Source organism: Stackebrandtia sp. (assembly GCF_035643755.1).
GTDB lineage: Bacteria > Actinomycetota > Actinomycetes > Mycobacteriales > Micromonosporaceae > Stackebrandtia.
Window position 1 is genome coordinate 1 of sequence record NZ_DASQPW010000305.1, and the last position, 16,689, is coordinate 16,689.

A 16,689-nucleotide genomic window follows, 5' to 3' on the forward strand; every position below is an offset into this window, starting at 1 on the left:
CGGGCGGCGGGTGCGCGCGGCCAGCACCGCGACCAGCGCGGCGAGCTCGTCCGGTTCGGGGGTCCCGGCGGTAACGCGGATGTCCACGCCGGTCATCTTTCCAGATCGAATTCGCGGTTGACGCGCTCCCAGAAGCCGTCGCGCACCCAGATCCGGGCGCCCGGGTGGTCGCGCAGCGAATAGCCCAGCTCCTTTTCGGCCTCCACCAGCAGCTCCTTGTCGATGACGGTGGGCAGGGTGGGGCCCGGCAGCAGGTCGGCGATGTTCTCGCGGCCCCGGGTGAGGATCCACTTGTGCGCCACGTACTCGCCGATGCCGGAGACGGTCTCCTGGTCGAAGCGGTCGCCGGTGGTGGTGCGCACGAACGACGGGCGCGCCTGCTCGGCCACCTCCAGGGCGTCGGCGGCGCTCATCGTCACCGCCACCGACTGGCGGGCGCCGAACACCGAGGCCGGCGACGGCTGTTGCGGTTCCGGCTCGGCCATCGGCGCCCCGACGATCTTGGCCGAGGCGGCGGCGGCCGTGCCCAGCTTGGTGAAGAAGGGCTTGCAGAACTCGGCGGAGATCTCGTCGAGGGTGTCGGCCTCCCACAGCAGGCGCTCGGCCTGGTTGGTGCCGTACGGCGGTTCCACGCCCCACACGTGCACCCTGACGCCGTAGGCCTGGGCGATCTCCACGGCGGGGACCATGTCCTCGTCCCCGGCCAGGAGGATCGCCTCGCTGATGGCGCGGTGGCGCGACAGCTGCTCCAGGTCGGTGCGGATCATGGCGTCGACGCCCTTTTGCTGGCCGCGGGAGTTGAGGTTGCCCAGGCGCACCTTGACCAGCGCCATCGGCGCGATCACCCGCTGGTCCACGGTGGGGACGCGGTCCCGGGCGGCGTCGAACCAGTACACCCGCAGCAGCTCGCCGCTGGGCAGCTGGTCGGCGGCCCGGGCGATCAGCGTCTTGATGAGTTTCTCGGCGTCAACTTTGTATTCGCGGCGGGAGGTGGCGCCCAACAACACCTCGGCCGCCGCGGCGTACAGGTACCCGACGTCGATCAAGATCGCGTAGCGTCGCGAGGCGTTTTTGAAACAATCATGCTCGAGTACCGACATAACCCAACTCCAATGTAGACTTTAAATGGGTCGTGAAGATCACCTGCCCATGTCGAAACTACCGGAATCGGGTGTGGCGCAGCCCACCAACGTGAGGCGTGGGGACACGGGAGTTACAGCGGGATGTTCCCGTGCTTCTTGGGAGGCAGTGACTCTCGCTTCGATCGCAGCAGGCGCAAACCCCGGGTCAGCTCCCGGCGGGTCGTCGAGGGGGCGATCACGCCGTCGACGTAGCCCCGCTCGGCGGCCACGTACGGGTTGCACAGGGTGTCCTCGTACTCGGTGATCAGCTCGGCGCGGCGGCCCTCGGCGTCGTCGGCGGCGGCCAGGTCGCGGCGGTACAGGATGTTGACCGCCCCCTGGGCGCCCATCACCGCGATCTGCGCGCTGGGCCAGGCGAAGTTGAGGTCGGCGCCCAGGTGCTTGGAGCCCATGACGTCGTAGGCGCCGCCGTAGGCCTTGCGCGTGATGACGGTGAGCTTGGGCACCGTGGCCTCCGCGTAGGCGAACAGCAGCTTGGCGCCGCGCCGGATGATGCCGTTGTACTCCTGGTCGGTGCCCGGCAGGAAGCCCGGAACGTCCACAAAGGTGAGAATCGGGATGTTGAAGGCGTCGCAGGTGCGCACGAAGCGGGCGGCCTTCTCGGAGGCGTCGATGTCGAGGCAGCCGGCGAAGTGCATCGGCTGGTTGGCCACCACGCCGACGCTGCGGCCCTCGACCCGCCCGAAGCCCACGACGATGTTCTGGGCGAACAGCGGCTGCACCTCGCAGAACTCGCCGTCGTCCAGCACGGTGGTGATGACGGTGTGCATGTCGTACGGCTGGTTCGCCGAGTCGGGCACCAGGGTGTCCAGGGCGGCGTCGGCGGCGGCGACCAGGTCCTCGGCGGGCGCGTGGTAGTCGGGCGCCTCGTCCAGGTTGTTGCTGGGCAGGAAGCCCAGCAGCTGTTTCACGTAGTCGATCGCGTCGTCCTCGTCGGCGGCCAGGTAGTGGGCGTTGCCCGAGGTGACGTTGTGGGTGCGGGCGCCGCCCAGCTCCTCCATCCCGACGTCCTCGCCGGTGACGGTCTTGATCACGTCGGGTCCGGTGATGAACATGTGCGAGGTCTGGTCGACCATGACGGTGAAGTCGGTGATGGCGGGGGAGTAGACCGCGCCGCCCGCGCACGGGCCCATCACCAGTGAGATCTGCGGGATCACGCCCGAGGCCAACACGTTGCGGCGGAAGATCTCGCCGTACAGGCCCAGCGAGACCACGCCCTCCTGGATGCGGGCCCCGCCGGAGTCGTTGATGCCGACGATGGGGCGGCCGGTCTTGAGCGCCAGATCCATCACCTTGACGATCTTCTCGCCGAACACCTGGCCCAGCGAGCCGCCGAAGACGGTGAAGTCCTGCGCGAACACGCACACCTCGCGGCCGTCGACGGTGCCGTACCCGGTCACCACGCCGTCGCCGTAGGGGCGGTTGGCCTCCATCCCGAAGTTGACGGAACGATGCCGCGCCATCTCGTCCAGCTCCACAAAGGAGTCCTTGTCGAGCAGCAGTTCGATGCGCTCCCGCGCGGTCTTCTTGCCCCGCGCGTGCTGCTTCTCCACGGCTCGCTCGGACCCCGCGTGCAGCGCCGCCTCGCGGCGGGCGGACAGGTCGGCGAGCTTTCCGGCGGTGGAGTGAATATCGATTTCCGGCACGACGGGCATGGTACCGCCCGCTTCCGCACCCGCTCTTGCCTCGGGGCCGAGACACCAATTAGGTTGGGGGAGACAACCGCATCGGCTCGCGACCCGCGAAGGGACCTCAATGGACAGGGCACCGCTCGACGCCGACTGGCTGAGGCAATGGTGCCGACGCAGCCGCATGTGGGCCTCGGTCGAGGTGCTCGACAGCGTCGGGTCCACCAACACCCTGCTGTCCCAGCGGGCCATCGCGGGGGTGCCGCCGGGCACCGTCATCGCCGCCGAGCAACAGACCGCCGGACGCGGGCGCGCCGAGCGCTCCTGGGTGTCGCCGCCGCGGGCGGGCCTCGCGGTGTCGATGCTGTTGCGCCCCACCGTTCCCGCGCTGCGCTGGAGCTGGCTGCCGCTTCTGGCCGGGGTGGCGACCAGCCAGACCATCGCCGAGCTGTGCGGGGTGACCGCCGCGCTGAAGTGGCCCAACGACGTCCTGGTGGGGCCCGAACATCGCAAGTGCGCCGGCATCCTGTCGGAGGTCGCGGCGGGTTCGGTGGTGGTGGGCATCGGCCTGAACGTGTCGCTGCGGCGCGAGGAGCTGCCGCGCCCCGACACCACGTCCCTCGAGCTGGAGGGCGCCGTCGCCGTCGACCGCGCCCGGCTGCTGGCGGCCCTGCTGGATCGGATCGCGCGCTGGTACACCACCTGGGAGGCCACCCAGGGCGACCCCGTGGCGAGCGGGCTGGCCGAGGGCTACCGCCTGCGCTGCCACACCCTGGGCCGCCAGGTCACGGTGTCGCTGCCCGACGGCGGCTCCCTGGACGGCCAGGCCCTGGCCATCGACAACGACGGGCGGCTGCGAGTAAACACTGAGGACGGACATATTTCCGTGGCGGCGGGGGACATTCAACACGTACGGTAAACAGGCTCTAGGAGGTGCTGGGTGATCGACGGCCACGCGCTGGGTGCGGTGGGGTTGAGTCCTGCTGAGGAGGACGCCTATCGGATGTTGCTGGCCCACGCCGATCTGGCGCCGCCCGCCCTCGCCGAGGGCCTGGGCATCCCGATCGCCGAGGCCGACCGCCTGCTGATCGCCCTGACCAACCGCGGGCTGGCCAAGATGGTCGCCGACGACAGCTTCACCGCCGCCCCGCCCGAATCCTCCATTGTGGCCCTGCTCGGCGAGCGCCTCGACGGCCTGCGCCGCGGCTACGCCGCCGTCGACGAGATGGAACGCGTCTACCGCGCCTCCCGCGCGGGCTACGGCGGCGTCCCCAACTCCGAGACCATCACGGGTCTGCGCGCCATCGCCTCCCAGCTCACCCAGCTCAACGCCCAGGCCCGCCAGGAGGTGCGCATGTTCATGCGCCACCCCATCATCACCACCGACGGCGGCAACATCAGCGATTCCCCCGCCGACGAGTCCATCCGCTACCGCACCCTCTACGAGAAGGCGCTGCTGGACGACGCCGACGTCCTGGAACTCATCCGCCGCTCCGCCAAGCGCGGCGTCCAGATCCGCTTCGCCGGCGCCCTGCCGGTGAAGCTCCTGGTGGTGGACGACCGCATCGCCCTGATCATGGGCCCCGGCACCCAGCCCGTGGCGCTGCGCACCGAACACCCCGCCCTGGTCGCCTGCGCCGTCAGCCTCTTCGAGCAGATCTGGTCCACCGCGGTGCCCGCCCCGATCAACGGCGACGTCGCCATCGGCCCCCACGCGGTCTCGGGACCGTCCGATCCCGACGATCGCCTCCTGCTGTCCCTGCTGCTGGCGGGCCTCACCGACCAGGCCATCGCCGCCCGCCTCGGCGTCGGCCTGCGCACGGTGCAACGCCGGGTCCGCGACCTGATGGACGCCGCCAGCGTCGACACCCGCATCCAGCTCGGCTGGCAGGCGTCCCGAAAGGGATGGGTGGTTTAGACCCGGCTCGACGCCGCCGATGCGGTAACTTCGTGTCGAGGGGTTCACGCGCGCGGCGGGGGAAGAACATGAGGTTTCCGGACAATCTGCTTGCCGAGGATGAGAAGGTCGTCCTCAATCTTCGTCCACACTGGATCCAACTTCTCGGCCCCGTCATGTGGTTCATCGTCTTCGCGGCGGTCGGCGTCATCGCCTCCAGCGCGATCCGCGACTCCTGGGGCTCCTGGGCCTCCTACGCCCGCTGGATCGTGGTGGCCCTGGCCGTCATCGTGATCCTGTGGCTGGCGGTGATCCCCTGGCTGTCGTGGATCACCACCCACTACGTCTTCACCACCCACCGCCTCCTGCTGCGCTCGGGCATCATCACCCGCAAGGGCCGCGACATTCCATACGCGAGGGTCAACGACGTCTCCTTCGAACAGTCGGTGCTGCAACGCATGATGGCGCTGGGAACCCTGGTCGTGCAGTCGGCCAGCGAGAACGGCGCCGTGGTCTTCAAGACCATGCCGAAGGTCGAGATGGTTCAGTCCACGTTGTACAAGCTGGTCGAGGAGGACCGCGACCACCGCGCCGGTGTCGACGACTCGGGCGGGATCTGAGGTCAGCCCTCGCGCGCGGCGAACCAGCCGCGAAAGCGCATCCGCAGCACGACCCTGTCGCGGTTCTTCGCGCGCACCTCGCCCTCGAGGGTCACGGTTCCCAATCCAGGGCGGGATTTCGAGGTTTGTCCGTCGACAATGGTGACGGTGCCGGTCAGCTCGTCGCCGGCGTAGACCGGGGCGGTCCAGCGCATCTCCTCCAGGCCGGGGGAGGCGTCGGCGGCGGCCCGGGACAAGACCGCGTCGGCGTACATCCGCATGAACAGGCAGGCGGTGTACCAGCCGCTGGCCGTCACCGCGCCGAAGGAACCGGCGGCGGCGAGGTCGTCGTCGAGGTGGTACCACTGTGGATCGTAGCGGGCCGCGAAGGCGCGCATCTCGGTGTCGTCCACCGTGACCGGTCCGAGCTCGAAGGAGCGGCCGGGGTGGAGATCCTCAAAGAACAGTGTCGCGACGTCGCCGGTGCCCGAAATCCGCATGGGGCGACATTACCGGCGGCGGTGGCACTTTTCCGTGGCGTCGGTCTCATCCAGGCCGGTGGCCAGGATGTCGGCGAACGCCGAGTCGACCCCGCGGGCCGCCGACGCCTCGGCGACCTGCTTGCCGCCGAACACGAAGCTGCGGTAGGCCCAGAAGCGGAAGACGGTGGCGATCACCAGGCCGGCCACCTTGGCGACGTTGAACTCCAGGACGTCGGAGTGCTCGTCGAAGCCCATGCCGTAGCGCGCCACTCCCAGGATCGCCGACTCGATGACGAACCCGGCGACGTTGAACAGGAAGAACAGGGTGTACTCGCGGCGCAGCGAGGTCTTGGGGAGGTGGCGATACGTCCAGTGGCGGTTGAGGAAGTACGAGCAGGTGGTGGCCGCGACGGTGGCGACCACGTTGGCCTTGATCGGGCCGATGCTCAACAGCACGTTGAAGATCACCATCGTGATGACGGTGTTGACGCCGCCGATGCTGGCGAACTTGATGATCTCTTCGGCGAGGGGCCGCCACCGCCGCGGCAGTCGCTGGAGAAAACGCACGGCGACCACCCTACGCGCGGTGGTTTCGGGGAGTGTGGGCCTCGGCCGAACGGCCAGGGGTCAGCCGGTGACGTCGCGGCCGGCGCGGGCGGACGGCTTGTCCGCGAACACCCAGGTTCGGTAGGAGTAGAAGCGGAACATCGACGCGGTGCCCACGCCGATCACCTTGGCGAACAGGTTGAGCGCCACCCAGTTGTCGAAAACGGACGGCCAGCGGAGGTTCAGCCAGTTGTACAGCGCCACCCAGATCAGGTTGATGCCCAGGCCGACGGCGTTGAACAGGAAGTACCAGAAGTACTCGCGGTGCAGGCCCCCGCGCGGGCGGTCCCGCCAGGTCCAGTAGCGGTTGCCGACGAAGGCCACGCTCGCCGACAGGGTCGTCGACACCACGGTGGCCAGGATCGCGCCCATGCCCCACGCGTAGTGGGCGACGTTGAAGAGCACCAGGTCGACGGCGTAGGCGATCGAGCCCACGCCGACGAACTTGCCCGCCTCGTGCCGCAGCCGCAGCACTCGGACGCGCAACGACGGTCGCGGTTGCGAACTGGACGCGGTCACCGGTACCTCTTTTGCCTCGAAGCGGTGGCGTCATTGTCATACATGCTTCGACGCGCGTCGGCACAGGCCGGTTTCCCTGTTGTTTACGGTGGCGAGGTGGACACGGCGAGTACGCCTATCTCCAGCGGGTCGTAGCCGGTGTACAGGACGGCGTGCGACTTCGCGGAGTTGGAGGCGCTGACGGCGCCCACGTCCACGCCGAGCGTGTTGAAGCCGGCCCCCTCGACGGCGGAGGCCGAGCAGCCGTGGCCGAGATTGCCCGCCTGGCCCACCGTGGTGGCGTCGATCTTCAGGTTGTCGCCCATGAGCGAACGATCGCCGTCCCACAGCGTGTAGTCGATGCGGGTGTCGCCGGACTGCGGCAGCGTGACGCTCAGGGTGTCCTCGGCGCGCGGCTGGGCCAGGCCCTCGTAGACGGCGGTCTCGCGGGGCGCGGCGCCCGGCACCTGGTAGACCACGGTCAGGCTCCAGCCCGCGTACTGCATCGGGCCGCACGGCAGCTGGTCGTCGTCGACGCCGACCCAGTAGGTTCCCGAGCCGCCGATCATCCCGGTGACGTCGGCGACCGACTCGTGCACCGGACGCGCCTGTCCGGACCACGAGTAGCTCGCGCCCAGGCCGTGCCAGCCGCCGCCGGGGGTGGCGAGGCTGACGTGGGAGATGGCGGAGTCGCCGGAGGTGGCCCAGTGCAGGCCCGCCCACATCACCCGCGCGCCCGCGGGCAGCGAGAGATTCGCCCCGCTGGCGCCCCAGTGCCGGTCGATGCCGGAGGGGGCGCCGGACGCGTGGTACGGGTGCATCAGGGAGGTCTGGTTGTCGGACGCGCCGTCGCGGCAGTGGGGCTCGGGGTGGCAGGTCAGCAAGGTGTTGCCCGCGTTGCCGATGCCGGTGGCGTCCTCGGAGGCGAAGGCGGTGCGCATGCCTGCCGGGGCCACCGGCACCCGCAGCTGCTTGTCGCCGGACAGGCCCGCACCGGACACCGACACGTCGAAGACCTGGAAGCCGCTGATCTCCAGCGGCACCGACACCGGGACCTTGGCGACCGTGGAGCTGCCGGGGGACAGCGGCCCGCGCTGGCACCTCGCGGTCGACCCGTCGGCCAGGCACTGCCAGCCGTCACCGGCGCTGCCGCCGACCGACGTGATGCCCTCGGGGAGCTTCACCACCAGCGAGGTGGAGGCGGTGGCGGTGTCCAGATGCGGAATGCCGACGGTGTTGTGCGCCGACTCCGTGGTCTTCTTTTCCTTCTGCTGCTTGGGGGCCCGGATCGTCACCGGCAGGCTGCCGCGCTGCCCGGAGACCAGGCTGGAGCCGGACGGGTCGGTGTTGACCGTGAGGTCCGGGTTCGGCGGCTTCTTGTCGCCGGGCTTCTTGCCCGGGGGCGGCTTGTTCTTGTCGTGGGGTCCGGGCTTGTCGTGCCCGGGCTTGTCGCCGGGTTTATCGGGCTTGTCCGGCTTGTCGTCGGGCGGCGTGCTGGTCGAGGAGGGGGGTTCGTCGGCGTTGGGCGGTGGCGGCGGACTGGTGTGGAAGGCCACCAGGATGAGCGCGACGATCGCGGCCGCGGCGGCGGTGCCGCCCGCGATCGCGCCGCCCTTGCCGCCCATCTGCTGGGCGATGCGCCGGATCCAGTTGAAGCCGCGGCGGAACCAGTTGCCGATCGCGGCGAAGGGGGCGAGCCAGGCCGCGGCGATCGCGCCCTTGGCGGCGGCACCGCCCAGGTAGATCGGTGCGGCGGCGCCCAGGACGAGCGGGGCCAGCACCCCGCGCATCGAGGAATTGACCTCGGTCAGTTCCATGTACAGCAGCTTGCAGGCGGTGCACTCCTCGAGGTGGTCGTCCACCTTGGTTTCGTCCCGGTGGGACAGTCCACCCCGGACGCGCGCGCCGAGCCGGTCGGCGGTCCAGCGGCAGGTGGCCGCGGGCGAGTCGGCGATGTGCTCCTGGAGGTACATCTGCCGCAGGCGTTCGCGGGCCCGGTAGGCCAGCGCCGAGACGCCGTTGGCGGTGAGGCCGAGCAGCGGCGCGACCTGCGCGGCCGTCTCGCCCTCGACCTCGGTGTGCCACAGCACCATCTGCCAGCGCTCGGGGAGGCGGTGGAAGGCGCGGGCCGCGTAGCGGCGCTCCTGCCCGGCCACGGCGGTGTCCTCGAACTCCTGGCCCGGGTCGTGGCGGGTCATGTCGTCGGTGAACTCGACCTTCTTGTCGCGCCGGGTGCGGTCGTAGAAGGTGTTGCGCAGGGTGGTGAGCAGGTAGGCGCGGAAGGACAGGTCGGGGCCGCGTCCGTCGCGCAGGGTCGCCAGCATCTTGGCGAAGGTCTCCGACACGAGGTCGTCGGCCTCGGCGGCGTCCCGGGCGAGGATGCGCGCCAGCTTCTTGGCGGCCTGGACGTGCCGCTCGTACAGCTGCCCGTACGCGGTGGTGTCGCCGCCGCGGGTGGCGGTGATGAGCTCGGCGTCACTGGGCTCGTCGACGGTGTCGTTGGGGCCGGGGGCAGGCTCGTCGGCGTGCTGGGATGCCATGTGATGCTTGGTCTTTCTCAGGTGTGATGCTCCCCACGGGGAACCGGACAGATACGGGCTGTTCATCACAGTAAAGGAAAGAGCGTCATCGCGGTACCCGACGCGCGTCGCAGTTGCGTCGGAAAATCGACAGTCTCACTCTAAGTAAATGACTCCTCACTGTTGGGACGGTTATGAACACGCTGCATTGGTTCCTTTGTGGCCGAACGAGGGAGTTCGCCACCGACGCGCTCGCCGATCTGCGCGAGCGGCTGGAAACTCTGTACGCCACGGGACGCGCCCGCGAGCACGCGCTCGTGGTGGTGTCGGGCTCGGGGGACGCCGAGGGATTCGACGGGTTGGCCCAGCGATTGACGTACTCGCGGATCCTGTCGGAGGTGATCGGCGCGGCCGTGACGTTGACCGCGTCGGGTCTGGCCATGGCGTTGATCACTCGTGACGATCGGTTGTCATCCATTGTGGCCAAGCTGCGGATGCGGCTGGGCCGCGTCACCGGCCTGGGGCGCCCGCCCCGGGTCTGGCTGGAGGGGCTCCCCGGCGAGTTGCCCCTGGCCCTGGAACTGCTCGACGAACTCGCCGAATAGCCTTGTCGTCGTGGATCTTCACACTCAGCTTCCCGTGGTGGGCATGGTCGGGGGCGGGCAGCTGGCCCGCATGACGCATCAGGCGGCGATCGCGCTGGGGCAGTCGCTGCGGCTGCTGGCGGCCTCGCCCGCCGACTCCGCCGCGGTGGTCGCCCCGGCGGTGCGGATCGGGTCGCACGAGGACCTGGAGGCCCTGCGCGCCTTCGCCAAGGACTGCGACGTGGTGACCTTCGACCACGAGCACGTGCCCAACGCGCACCTCGAGACGCTCGCGGCGGAGGGCGCGGTGGTGCGCCCCTCCGCGGCGACGCTGGTGTACGCGCAGGACAAGGCGGCGATGCGCCGCCGCCTGGGCGAGCTCGGCCTGCCGATGCCGCGCTGGGCGAACGTCTCCACGGTCGCCGACATCGAGCGCTTCGGGACGCCGTGCGTGGTGAAGACCGCCACGGGCGGCTACGACGGCAAGGGCGTGTTCATGATCGACGACGCCGCCCAGGCCGCCGAGCTGGTGGCCGCGGGCGTGCCGCTGATCGCCGAGGAGCGGGTGCGGCTGCGGCGCGAGCTGGCGGTGCAGGTGGCGCGCTCGGCGCGCGGCGAGACCGCGGTGTACCCCGTGGTGGAGACCGTGCAGCGCGACGGCATCTGCACCGAGGTGATCGCGCCCGCCCCCGACCTGCCGAGCGAGGTCGCCGACGCGGCGCGCGCCATCGCCGAACGCGTGGCGTCCGCATTGGACGTACAGGGAATGCTGGCGGTGGAGCTGTTCGACACCGACGACGGCCCGCTGATCAACGAGCTCGCCATGCGCCCCCACAACAGTGGACACTGGACGATCGAGGGCGCCCGCACCTCCCAGTTCGAGCAGCACCTGCGCGCGGTGCTCGACTACCCGCTCGGCGAGACCCAACCCACGGCCCCGATCACCGTGATGGCCAACGTCCTCGGGGGAGAGCCCGGCGGCTCCCGACTGGACGAACGCCTGCAACGCCTGCTCGCCGAGGACCCCGGCGCCCGCGTCCACCTGTACGGTAAGGACGTCCGTCCCGGCCGCAAGATCGGCCACGTCACGGTGCTCGGCGACGACCTCGCCGAGCTGCGGCGGCGGGCGGGACGCGCGGCGGCCTGGCTGCGCGACGGGAACCCGGAAGGACTCCACAAGTGAGCGACGCGAACCGACCCTCGGTCGGCGTGATCATGGGCAGCGACTCCGACTGGCCCGTCATGAAGGCCGCGGCCGACGCCCTCGACGAGTTCGATGTGGACTACGAGGTGAGGGTGGTATCGGCCCACCGCACCCCCCACGGCATGCTGTCCTATGCCGACGGTGCCGCCGATCGGGGCCTGGAGGTCATCATCGCGGGCGCGGGCGGCGCCGCCCACCTGCCAGGCATGGTCGCCTCGGCCACGGTCCTGCCCGTCATCGGCGTCCCCGTTCCCCTGAAACACCTCGACGGGATGGACTCGCTGCTGTCCATCGTCCAAATGCCCGCGGGAATCCCCGTGGCCACGGTGTCGGTGGGCGGCGCCCGCAACGCGGGCCTCTTGGCGGTGCGCATGTTGGGCGCCAAGGATTCCCGTCTGCGCGACAAACTGCGGGCCTTCCAATCCGACCTGGAGACCATGGTCGCCGACAAGGACGCCAAACTGCGGCAATCCCTGGGGGACAACACCTCCAGCTAACCGTGACTCCCCCTGCCCTGCGGGCGGTGGCCTGCGGGCGAGCGACCGCAAGACGGGTCGCGGGGACAACCAGGCGTTTCCCACTGCGACTCCCTCCCGTCGGGCGGACGGGGTGCCGCGGCGGAACAGGGGCGGCACCGAGTCCAGAACGTGGTGCCATGCACCGTCCCCACTGGAGCTGGCGACCACACCTCGCCATGGCCGAGCGGTGGTGCGTCTGCGTCCAGGACACGTCGGTGTGCGTTGTCCCCATTGGGGGGCGTCTTCACTACGCCGCGGCCGAGCGGGTGTGCAACCGCGACCAGGATGCTGCGGATTGCGTTGTCCCCATGGGGAGGTGATGTCCTCTCCTCGCCATGGCCGAGCGGGGGTGGAACCGAGTCCAGGACGCACTGGTGTTCATCGTCCCCACTGGGGCTGGTGCCCCCACCTCGCCATGGCCGAGTGGGGGTGGAACCGCGTCCAGGACGTAGTGCTATGCACCGTCCCCACTGGAGGTGGCGCCCCCACCTCGCTATGGCCGAGCGGGTGTGGAATCGCCTCCAGGATGCTGCGGATTGCGTTGTCCCCACTGGGCCTGGCGTCCCCACCTCGCCGCGGCCGAGCGGGGGCGGGACCGCGTCGAGGACGCGTTGGTGTGCACCATCCCCACTGGAGCTGGCTCCTTCACCTTGCCGCGGCAGAGGGAGGTCTTCGGAGTCCGCGCCTTGGCCCGACCGCGAAGCCTTACGCGACCGCGGGATCGGGAACGGGAGTGACGCGGGTGCGGGATGCCCAGCGGGCGACGGCGGGGATGGCCATGCCCGTGGCGGCGAAGATCGCTCCGAACAGGACCCAGCCTGGCAGTCCCCAGCCGACCACGGCCGTGGTGAGCAGGGCGGGCGCCGCGATGTCGGCGATCTGGAAGCCCGTGAGGAACAGGCCCTGGTACTGGCCCTGGGCGTGGGGTGGCGCGAGGTCGTAGGACAGGCCCCAGCCGCCCGAGGCGTGGAGGAGCTCGCCGATGACGTGGACCGCGGCGCCGAGGGCCAGGGCGACGGCCGCGACCCAGGCGGGTTCGCCCGCGGCCAGGGCGTACAGGACGCAGGCGGCCAGGAGCAGGAACCCCGCTCGGCGCATGGCGCGGGCCGCGCCGTCGACCGTGCCGCTGCCGCGGCTGGCACGGACCTGAAGGGCCACAACGGAAACGGTGTTGATGACCGCGACCAGGGAGATCACCCAGGCGGGGGCGTTGGTGCGTTCGACGACCCACAGGGGGATCGCGACGTTCTGGATTCCGAAGTGGATGTTCATGATGGCGTTGAGGACGGCCAGGGTGAGGAAGGGGCGGTCGCGCAGCGCCGTCGACATCGACTCCCTGGCCGAGGACTCCCTAGGCGGGAGCTTGGGAACGCGGAGGTTGAGCAGCGCGCCGACGACGTTGAGGGCCGCGGCGATCGCGATGAGTCCCATGTAGACGGCACGGACGTCGTAGTACAGCGCGATTCCCGCCAGCGGCGCGCCGATCGTCCAGCCGCCGTTGGTCACCGCACGCAGGTAGGCGCGGGTGCGGACGCGCTGCTCGGCGGGGACGCTGCCCGCGATCAGGGCGCCGCGCGAGGCCTGGGCCGAGGCCTGCGCGAAGGCCGCGGCGCTGGCCACCAGGACGAAGGCCCACCAGTGGTGCACCAGCAGGTAGCACAGGATGCAGGCGGCGGCGGTCATGCCCGCCACCACGGTGATGAGGCGCGGGCCCACCTTGTCGGCGAGGTGTCCCATGGGGACACCCGCGAACAGGCCGACGACGGCGGCGATCGTCATGCCCAGGCCCACCTGGGCGGCCGACAACCCGACGGACTGGTGGAAGAAGACCACCGACGCGGTGACGAACAGGCCGCGGCCGATGGAGTTGACGAGGGAGGAGTAGGTGAGCGCGCGGGCGGGTCCGGGGTCGGGGAGCAGCTTGGCGAGGCGGGCGGTGAGCGGACGGGGCATCACCCCAGTTAACAGTACACACGTACTGTTTTCAATCGGCCGACGCCGTGATCCGCGCGACACGCCGCGCCCGCACCAGACTTCCCGCCGCCAGCCCGACGCCGATCCCCAGCGCCGCCGTCACCAGGCCGCGGGCCAGATCCCCGCCCCAGGGCGTCGGCGTGACGGCGTTCGACAGCGACGCGAGATGCGAGAACCCCGCGAGCATCGCCACCGCGATTCCCGCGATCCCCAGGGCCAGATCGGCTCCGGGCCTGCGCAGCGCGGCGTAGACCGCGGCACCCAGCGCCGCCACCCCCGCCATGAAGCCCCAGGACTCGTCGGCAACCAGGGCGCCGAACCACCCCGTGCTCAGATCGGCGGCCACAAGGGACCGCCCCACCGCGTCCACCATGGCCGCCAGTCCCGCCGCCCCCGTCACCGCCACCAGGGCCCACCGCGGCCCCTGACGCTCCACCGTGGGCACCGCCAGCGCCGCGACCGCCCCCGCCAACAACAACGCCGTCGCCAGCCAGGTGGACAGCCGCGGCGGCGCCACCCATTCCAGCGTTCCCCTCACGGTGTGGATCGTGGTGCCCGTGCGCAGCTCGATCGTCCAGGTCCCCACCCGCTGATCGCGGTCGGGGTCGGCGGCCACCCCGGGCGGCGGCGCGGCGTTCATCCAATGTGCCCGGTGATCGAACCACCGAAACTCGTGCTGCCCCGAGGCCTTGGCCCACACCGGGGGCGCCGTCACCGACGCCGTCGCGGGCACCGACGGCATCGTCGTGGCGTCGGTGGGGCTGTTGAGATACGCGGCGGGGGAGTACGTGTTGATGTACACACCGGACGGACGCACCTCCGCGTACGGCTCCCCCGAATACCCCAGCACCTCCACCGAGCGCCCCGAGTCGTTGCGAAGCTGGAAGCGGCTCCCCGCCTCCACCAGGCTCACCCGCACACCGTCCAGTGTGTCCTGTGACGTGATGCGCGCCCGATAGTCGCTGTCGGCCACCCGCTGCGTCCCGTGCGCGAAGGCCGTCCCGGGCGCCAGCACGATCGCCAGAAACAGCAATGCCCCGACCAGACCGCGCGACCGAGGTCGGCCGGGATCCGCCGGGGCATCGCTCATGCCTGCCAGGCTACGTGGCGTTACTTCACCTTGTATCCGGCCTTCTTCAACGCCTTGGTGAAGTCGTCGTAGAAGCTCGACCAGTTGTCCAGCTGCTTGCCGTTGAGCACGATGGTCGGTGTCGACGTGATGCCCTTGCCCGTGGTGTGGTCGGTCATCTGGTTGACCCAACCCCGGTAGGTGTCGTTGTCCACGCACTTCTTGAACTTGGAACCCAGGCCGACGTCGTCGGTCTTGCCCAGCGAGACCAGTTTGCCGTCGGTGAGACCGGGGCCGTTCTCCTCGGGTTGGTTGGCGTACAGGGTCTTCGTGTACGCCAGGAACTTGTCCTGCCCCTCGTCCGCCGCGCACACCGCCGCCGACGCCGAGCGGCTGGAGTAGTCGGTGGTGGAGTGCTCGTCCAACAGGCCCAGCGGGTGGTAGGTCAGGTCGATCCAGCCCTCCTCGGCGGCCTTGGTGATGATGTCCTCCGAGCCCTGGACCTGGTTCTGCGGATCACCCTTCATGAACTGCCCACACACCGGGCACATGTAGTCCTCGTACAGCTCCAGCTTGACCTTGCCCTTGCTGCTGCCCAGGCTGAGGCCGTACTGGGAGTGCTTGGCCTTCGGGGTGTTGATGTCGTAGGACTGGTTGAGATACAGACCAACCGCGACGATCGCGCCAATCAGCACCACGACGGCCAGAATGCCTCCGCCGACCATGAACTGCTTGCGCTTCTGCTCCCGCTGTTGCTGCAGCCGCATCTTGCGGGCGGCTTCCTGCTTCTTGTCGTAGCGTTTCGCCATGGCTTAAAAGGTTCTCATTTCGTCGTGAAGATCATCTGATCGGCGGAGAATTTGGTGCGCGGTCGCCAAACCAGCAGGGCCGAACACAGTAGCAGGCCAACGTCGCGCAGGATGTCCCAGATGTAGACCGGGTGCTGGCCCGCGGCGAGCTGGCCGCCGCCGCCGAAGCAGCCGCAGTCGATGCTCAGTCCCCGCGCCCATGCGGCGGAGATGCCGATGATGAAGGCCAGTTGCATCACAGTGGACAATGCGCCGGCGGCCTGGGTGGCCAGGCCGAGGATCAGCAGCACGCCCACTCCCACCTCGAGCAGGGGAAGCCCGATGCCGACCACGCGGGCCAGCCCGGTGGGCAGGATCTGGTAGGCGTTGACCGCGTACACCGACTGTTTCAGGTCGGACAGCTTGATCCCGCCGGCGATGACCCATACGACGCCGGTGAGCAACCGGGCGCCCAGCCCCACCCAGGGCAGGATCTTCTCCGGAGTGGACGCCTTGGCGTCGCGGGTGTCCTCGCTCTTGGTGGTGCTCATTCGGCCTCCTACACGGTTACCGCTTGGCGCCAGGCGTCAAGCAGCTCTTCGCGGGCGCGCGCCACCCGGGATCGGATCGTGCCCACCGGGACATTTTCCACGACCGCCGCCTCGGCATAGGTGAGCCCCACCACCTGAGTCAGAACGAACGCCGCGCGCCGCTCAAGACTAAGACGTCCCAACAGATCCGCAATGTTTACCGCCTCCGAGGCGTCGGGGCTCACCCACACGGCGTGATCGACCGCACGCCGCGCCAGCCCGCGCCGCCGCACCAGGGCCCGGACGTGATCGGCGCAGGTGCGCCGCGCGATGCCCAGCAGCCAGGTGCGCACGCTGGAGCGCGCCGCGAACGACGGCAGGGCCTTCAGCGCGCGCACGAAGGTCTCCTGGGTCAGGTCGTCGGCGGCGTCGCGGTCGGACAGCGCCGCGCACAGCCGCCAGACCTCGGACTGGGTGGCGCGCACGAAGGCCGCCACGGCCGCCGGGTCGCCGTCGCGGGCGGACAGCGCCAGCGCGGTGGCGGAGTCGTCGGACGGGGGCGTCACGGCAAAAACCATACGGTGCGCCATGGACGGGAACTATCCGGCGCCCGACAACGACTATCCCGGCATGAACTGCACCACCGCCCGC

The 16,689-nt window shown here is 70.0% G+C and carries 18 protein-coding genes; 6 read left to right on the forward strand and 12 right to left on the reverse strand.

All coding sequences use genetic code 11. The features are described from left to right. The 3 genes from VE172_RS25795 to VE172_RS24025 form a co-directional block, all read right to left on the reverse strand. Positions 1 to 96 (reverse strand): acyl-CoA carboxylase epsilon subunit (locus tag VE172_RS25795; protein ID WP_414715150.1); only part of this gene is annotated, 96 nt, incomplete at its 3' end. Next, positions 93 to 1,100 carry an NYN domain-containing protein gene (locus VE172_RS24020; RefSeq protein ID WP_349258525.1) on the reverse strand — a complete coding sequence of 336 codons (1,008 nt, stop codon included), beginning with the start codon at positions 1,098 to 1,100 and terminating at the stop codon, positions 93 to 95. The genes VE172_RS24020 and VE172_RS25795, both read right to left, overlap by 4 nt. Positions 1,101 to 1,213: 113 nt before the next feature. Further along, the gene (locus VE172_RS24025) at positions 1,214 to 2,797 is read right to left on the reverse strand and encodes an acyl-CoA carboxylase subunit beta (protein WP_349258526.1); all 1,584 of its coding nucleotides are present in this window, start codon (positions 2,795 to 2,797) and stop codon (positions 1,214 to 1,216) included. A gap of 100 nt (positions 2,798 to 2,897) precedes the next feature. On the opposite strand from VE172_RS24025, the gene VE172_RS24030 reads away from it, so the two are divergent. The 3 genes from VE172_RS24030 to VE172_RS24040 all read left to right on the forward strand — a co-directional run bounded on the left by VE172_RS24030 (position 2,898) and on the right by VE172_RS24040 (position 5,287). Continuing rightward, positions 2,898 to 3,689, forward strand: a complete 792-nt coding sequence (locus VE172_RS24030) for a biotin--[acetyl-CoA-carboxylase] ligase (RefSeq protein WP_324804542.1) — start codon at positions 2,898 to 2,900, stop codon at positions 3,687 to 3,689. A gap of 21 nt (positions 3,690 to 3,710) precedes the next feature. After that, positions 3,711 to 4,688, forward strand: coding sequence for a TrmB family transcriptional regulator (locus tag VE172_RS24035; RefSeq protein WP_324804543.1), 978 nt, complete (start codon positions 3,711 to 3,713; stop codon positions 4,686 to 4,688). Positions 4,689 to 4,756: 68 nt separating this feature from the next. Continuing rightward, complete coding sequence (locus VE172_RS24040; protein ID WP_324804544.1) at positions 4,757 to 5,287, forward strand: PH domain-containing protein; 531 nt, start codon at positions 4,757 to 4,759, stop codon at positions 5,285 to 5,287. 2 nt (positions 5,288 to 5,289) lie between these two features. Here VE172_RS24040 and VE172_RS24045 read toward each other — a convergent pair whose 3' ends face one another. From VE172_RS24045 to VE172_RS24060, 4 genes are all read right to left on the reverse strand, one after another. Further along, positions 5,290 to 5,766: a MaoC/PaaZ C-terminal domain-containing protein gene (locus VE172_RS24045; protein WP_324804545.1), complete on the reverse strand. Its 477-nt coding sequence runs from the start codon at positions 5,764 to 5,766 to the stop codon at positions 5,290 to 5,292. Between the two features lie 9 nt (positions 5,767 to 5,775). Then, positions 5,776 to 6,315 carry a GtrA family protein gene (locus VE172_RS24050; RefSeq protein WP_324804546.1) on the reverse strand — a complete coding sequence of 180 codons (540 nt, stop codon included), beginning with the start codon at positions 6,313 to 6,315 and terminating at the stop codon, positions 5,776 to 5,778. A gap of 60 nt (positions 6,316 to 6,375) precedes the next feature. Next, positions 6,376 to 6,873 carry a GtrA family protein gene (locus VE172_RS24055; RefSeq protein WP_324804547.1) on the reverse strand — a complete coding sequence of 166 codons (498 nt, stop codon included), beginning with the start codon at positions 6,871 to 6,873 and terminating at the stop codon, positions 6,376 to 6,378. An 83-nt stretch (positions 6,874 to 6,956) separates the two neighbouring features. Continuing rightward, positions 6,957 to 9,392 carry a sigma-70 family RNA polymerase sigma factor gene (locus VE172_RS24060; protein ID WP_324804548.1) on the reverse strand — a complete coding sequence of 812 codons (2,436 nt, stop codon included), beginning with the start codon at positions 9,390 to 9,392 and terminating at the stop codon, positions 6,957 to 6,959. Between the two features lie 173 nt (positions 9,393 to 9,565). On the opposite strand from VE172_RS24060, the gene VE172_RS24065 reads away from it, so the two are divergent. From VE172_RS24065 to purE, 3 genes are read left to right on the forward strand one after another with little or no spacing between them, the layout of a single operon-like run. After that, a complete protein-coding gene (locus tag VE172_RS24065; protein WP_324804550.1) occupies positions 9,566 to 9,976 on the forward strand; it encodes a hypothetical protein in 411 nt (136 codons plus the stop codon). 10 nt (positions 9,977 to 9,986) lie between these two features. Then, on the forward strand, positions 9,987 to 11,138 hold the full coding sequence (locus VE172_RS24070) for a 5-(carboxyamino)imidazole ribonucleotide synthase (protein WP_324804552.1): 1,152 nt from the start codon (positions 9,987 to 9,989) through the stop codon (positions 11,136 to 11,138). A gap of 32 nt (positions 11,139 to 11,170) precedes the next feature. Then, on the forward strand, positions 11,171 to 11,656 hold the full coding sequence (purE, locus tag VE172_RS24075) for a 5-(carboxyamino)imidazole ribonucleotide mutase (RefSeq protein ID WP_349258529.1): 486 nt from the start codon (positions 11,171 to 11,173) through the stop codon (positions 11,654 to 11,656). A 726-nt stretch (positions 11,657 to 12,382) separates the two neighbouring features. On the opposite strand, the gene VE172_RS24080 is transcribed toward purE, so the two are convergent. The 5 genes from VE172_RS24080 to VE172_RS24100 are packed head-to-tail and all read right to left on the reverse strand — an operon-like array spanning position 12,383 to position 16,604. Further along, positions 12,383 to 13,630, reverse strand: coding sequence for an MFS transporter (locus VE172_RS24080; RefSeq protein WP_324804554.1), 1,248 nt, complete (start codon positions 13,628 to 13,630; stop codon positions 12,383 to 12,385). 31 nt (positions 13,631 to 13,661) lie between these two features. Continuing rightward, positions 13,662 to 14,741: a hypothetical protein gene (locus VE172_RS24085; protein ID WP_324804555.1), complete on the reverse strand. Its 1,080-nt coding sequence runs from the start codon at positions 14,739 to 14,741 to the stop codon at positions 13,662 to 13,664. A gap of 20 nt (positions 14,742 to 14,761) precedes the next feature. Next, complete coding sequence (locus VE172_RS24090) at positions 14,762 to 15,529, reverse strand: DsbA family protein (protein WP_324804556.1); 768 nt, start codon at positions 15,527 to 15,529, stop codon at positions 14,762 to 14,764. A 14-nt stretch (positions 15,530 to 15,543) separates the two neighbouring features. Then, positions 15,544 to 16,059 (reverse strand): MauE/DoxX family redox-associated membrane protein, encoded by a 516-nt coding sequence (locus VE172_RS24095; protein WP_324804557.1) that lies wholly within the window; start codon positions 16,057 to 16,059, stop codon positions 15,544 to 15,546. 8 nt (positions 16,060 to 16,067) lie between these two features. Then, on the reverse strand, positions 16,068 to 16,604 hold the full coding sequence (locus tag VE172_RS24100) for a sigma-70 family RNA polymerase sigma factor (RefSeq protein ID WP_324804558.1): 537 nt from the start codon (positions 16,602 to 16,604) through the stop codon (positions 16,068 to 16,070). Positions 16,605 to 16,689 lie beyond the last annotated feature (85 nt).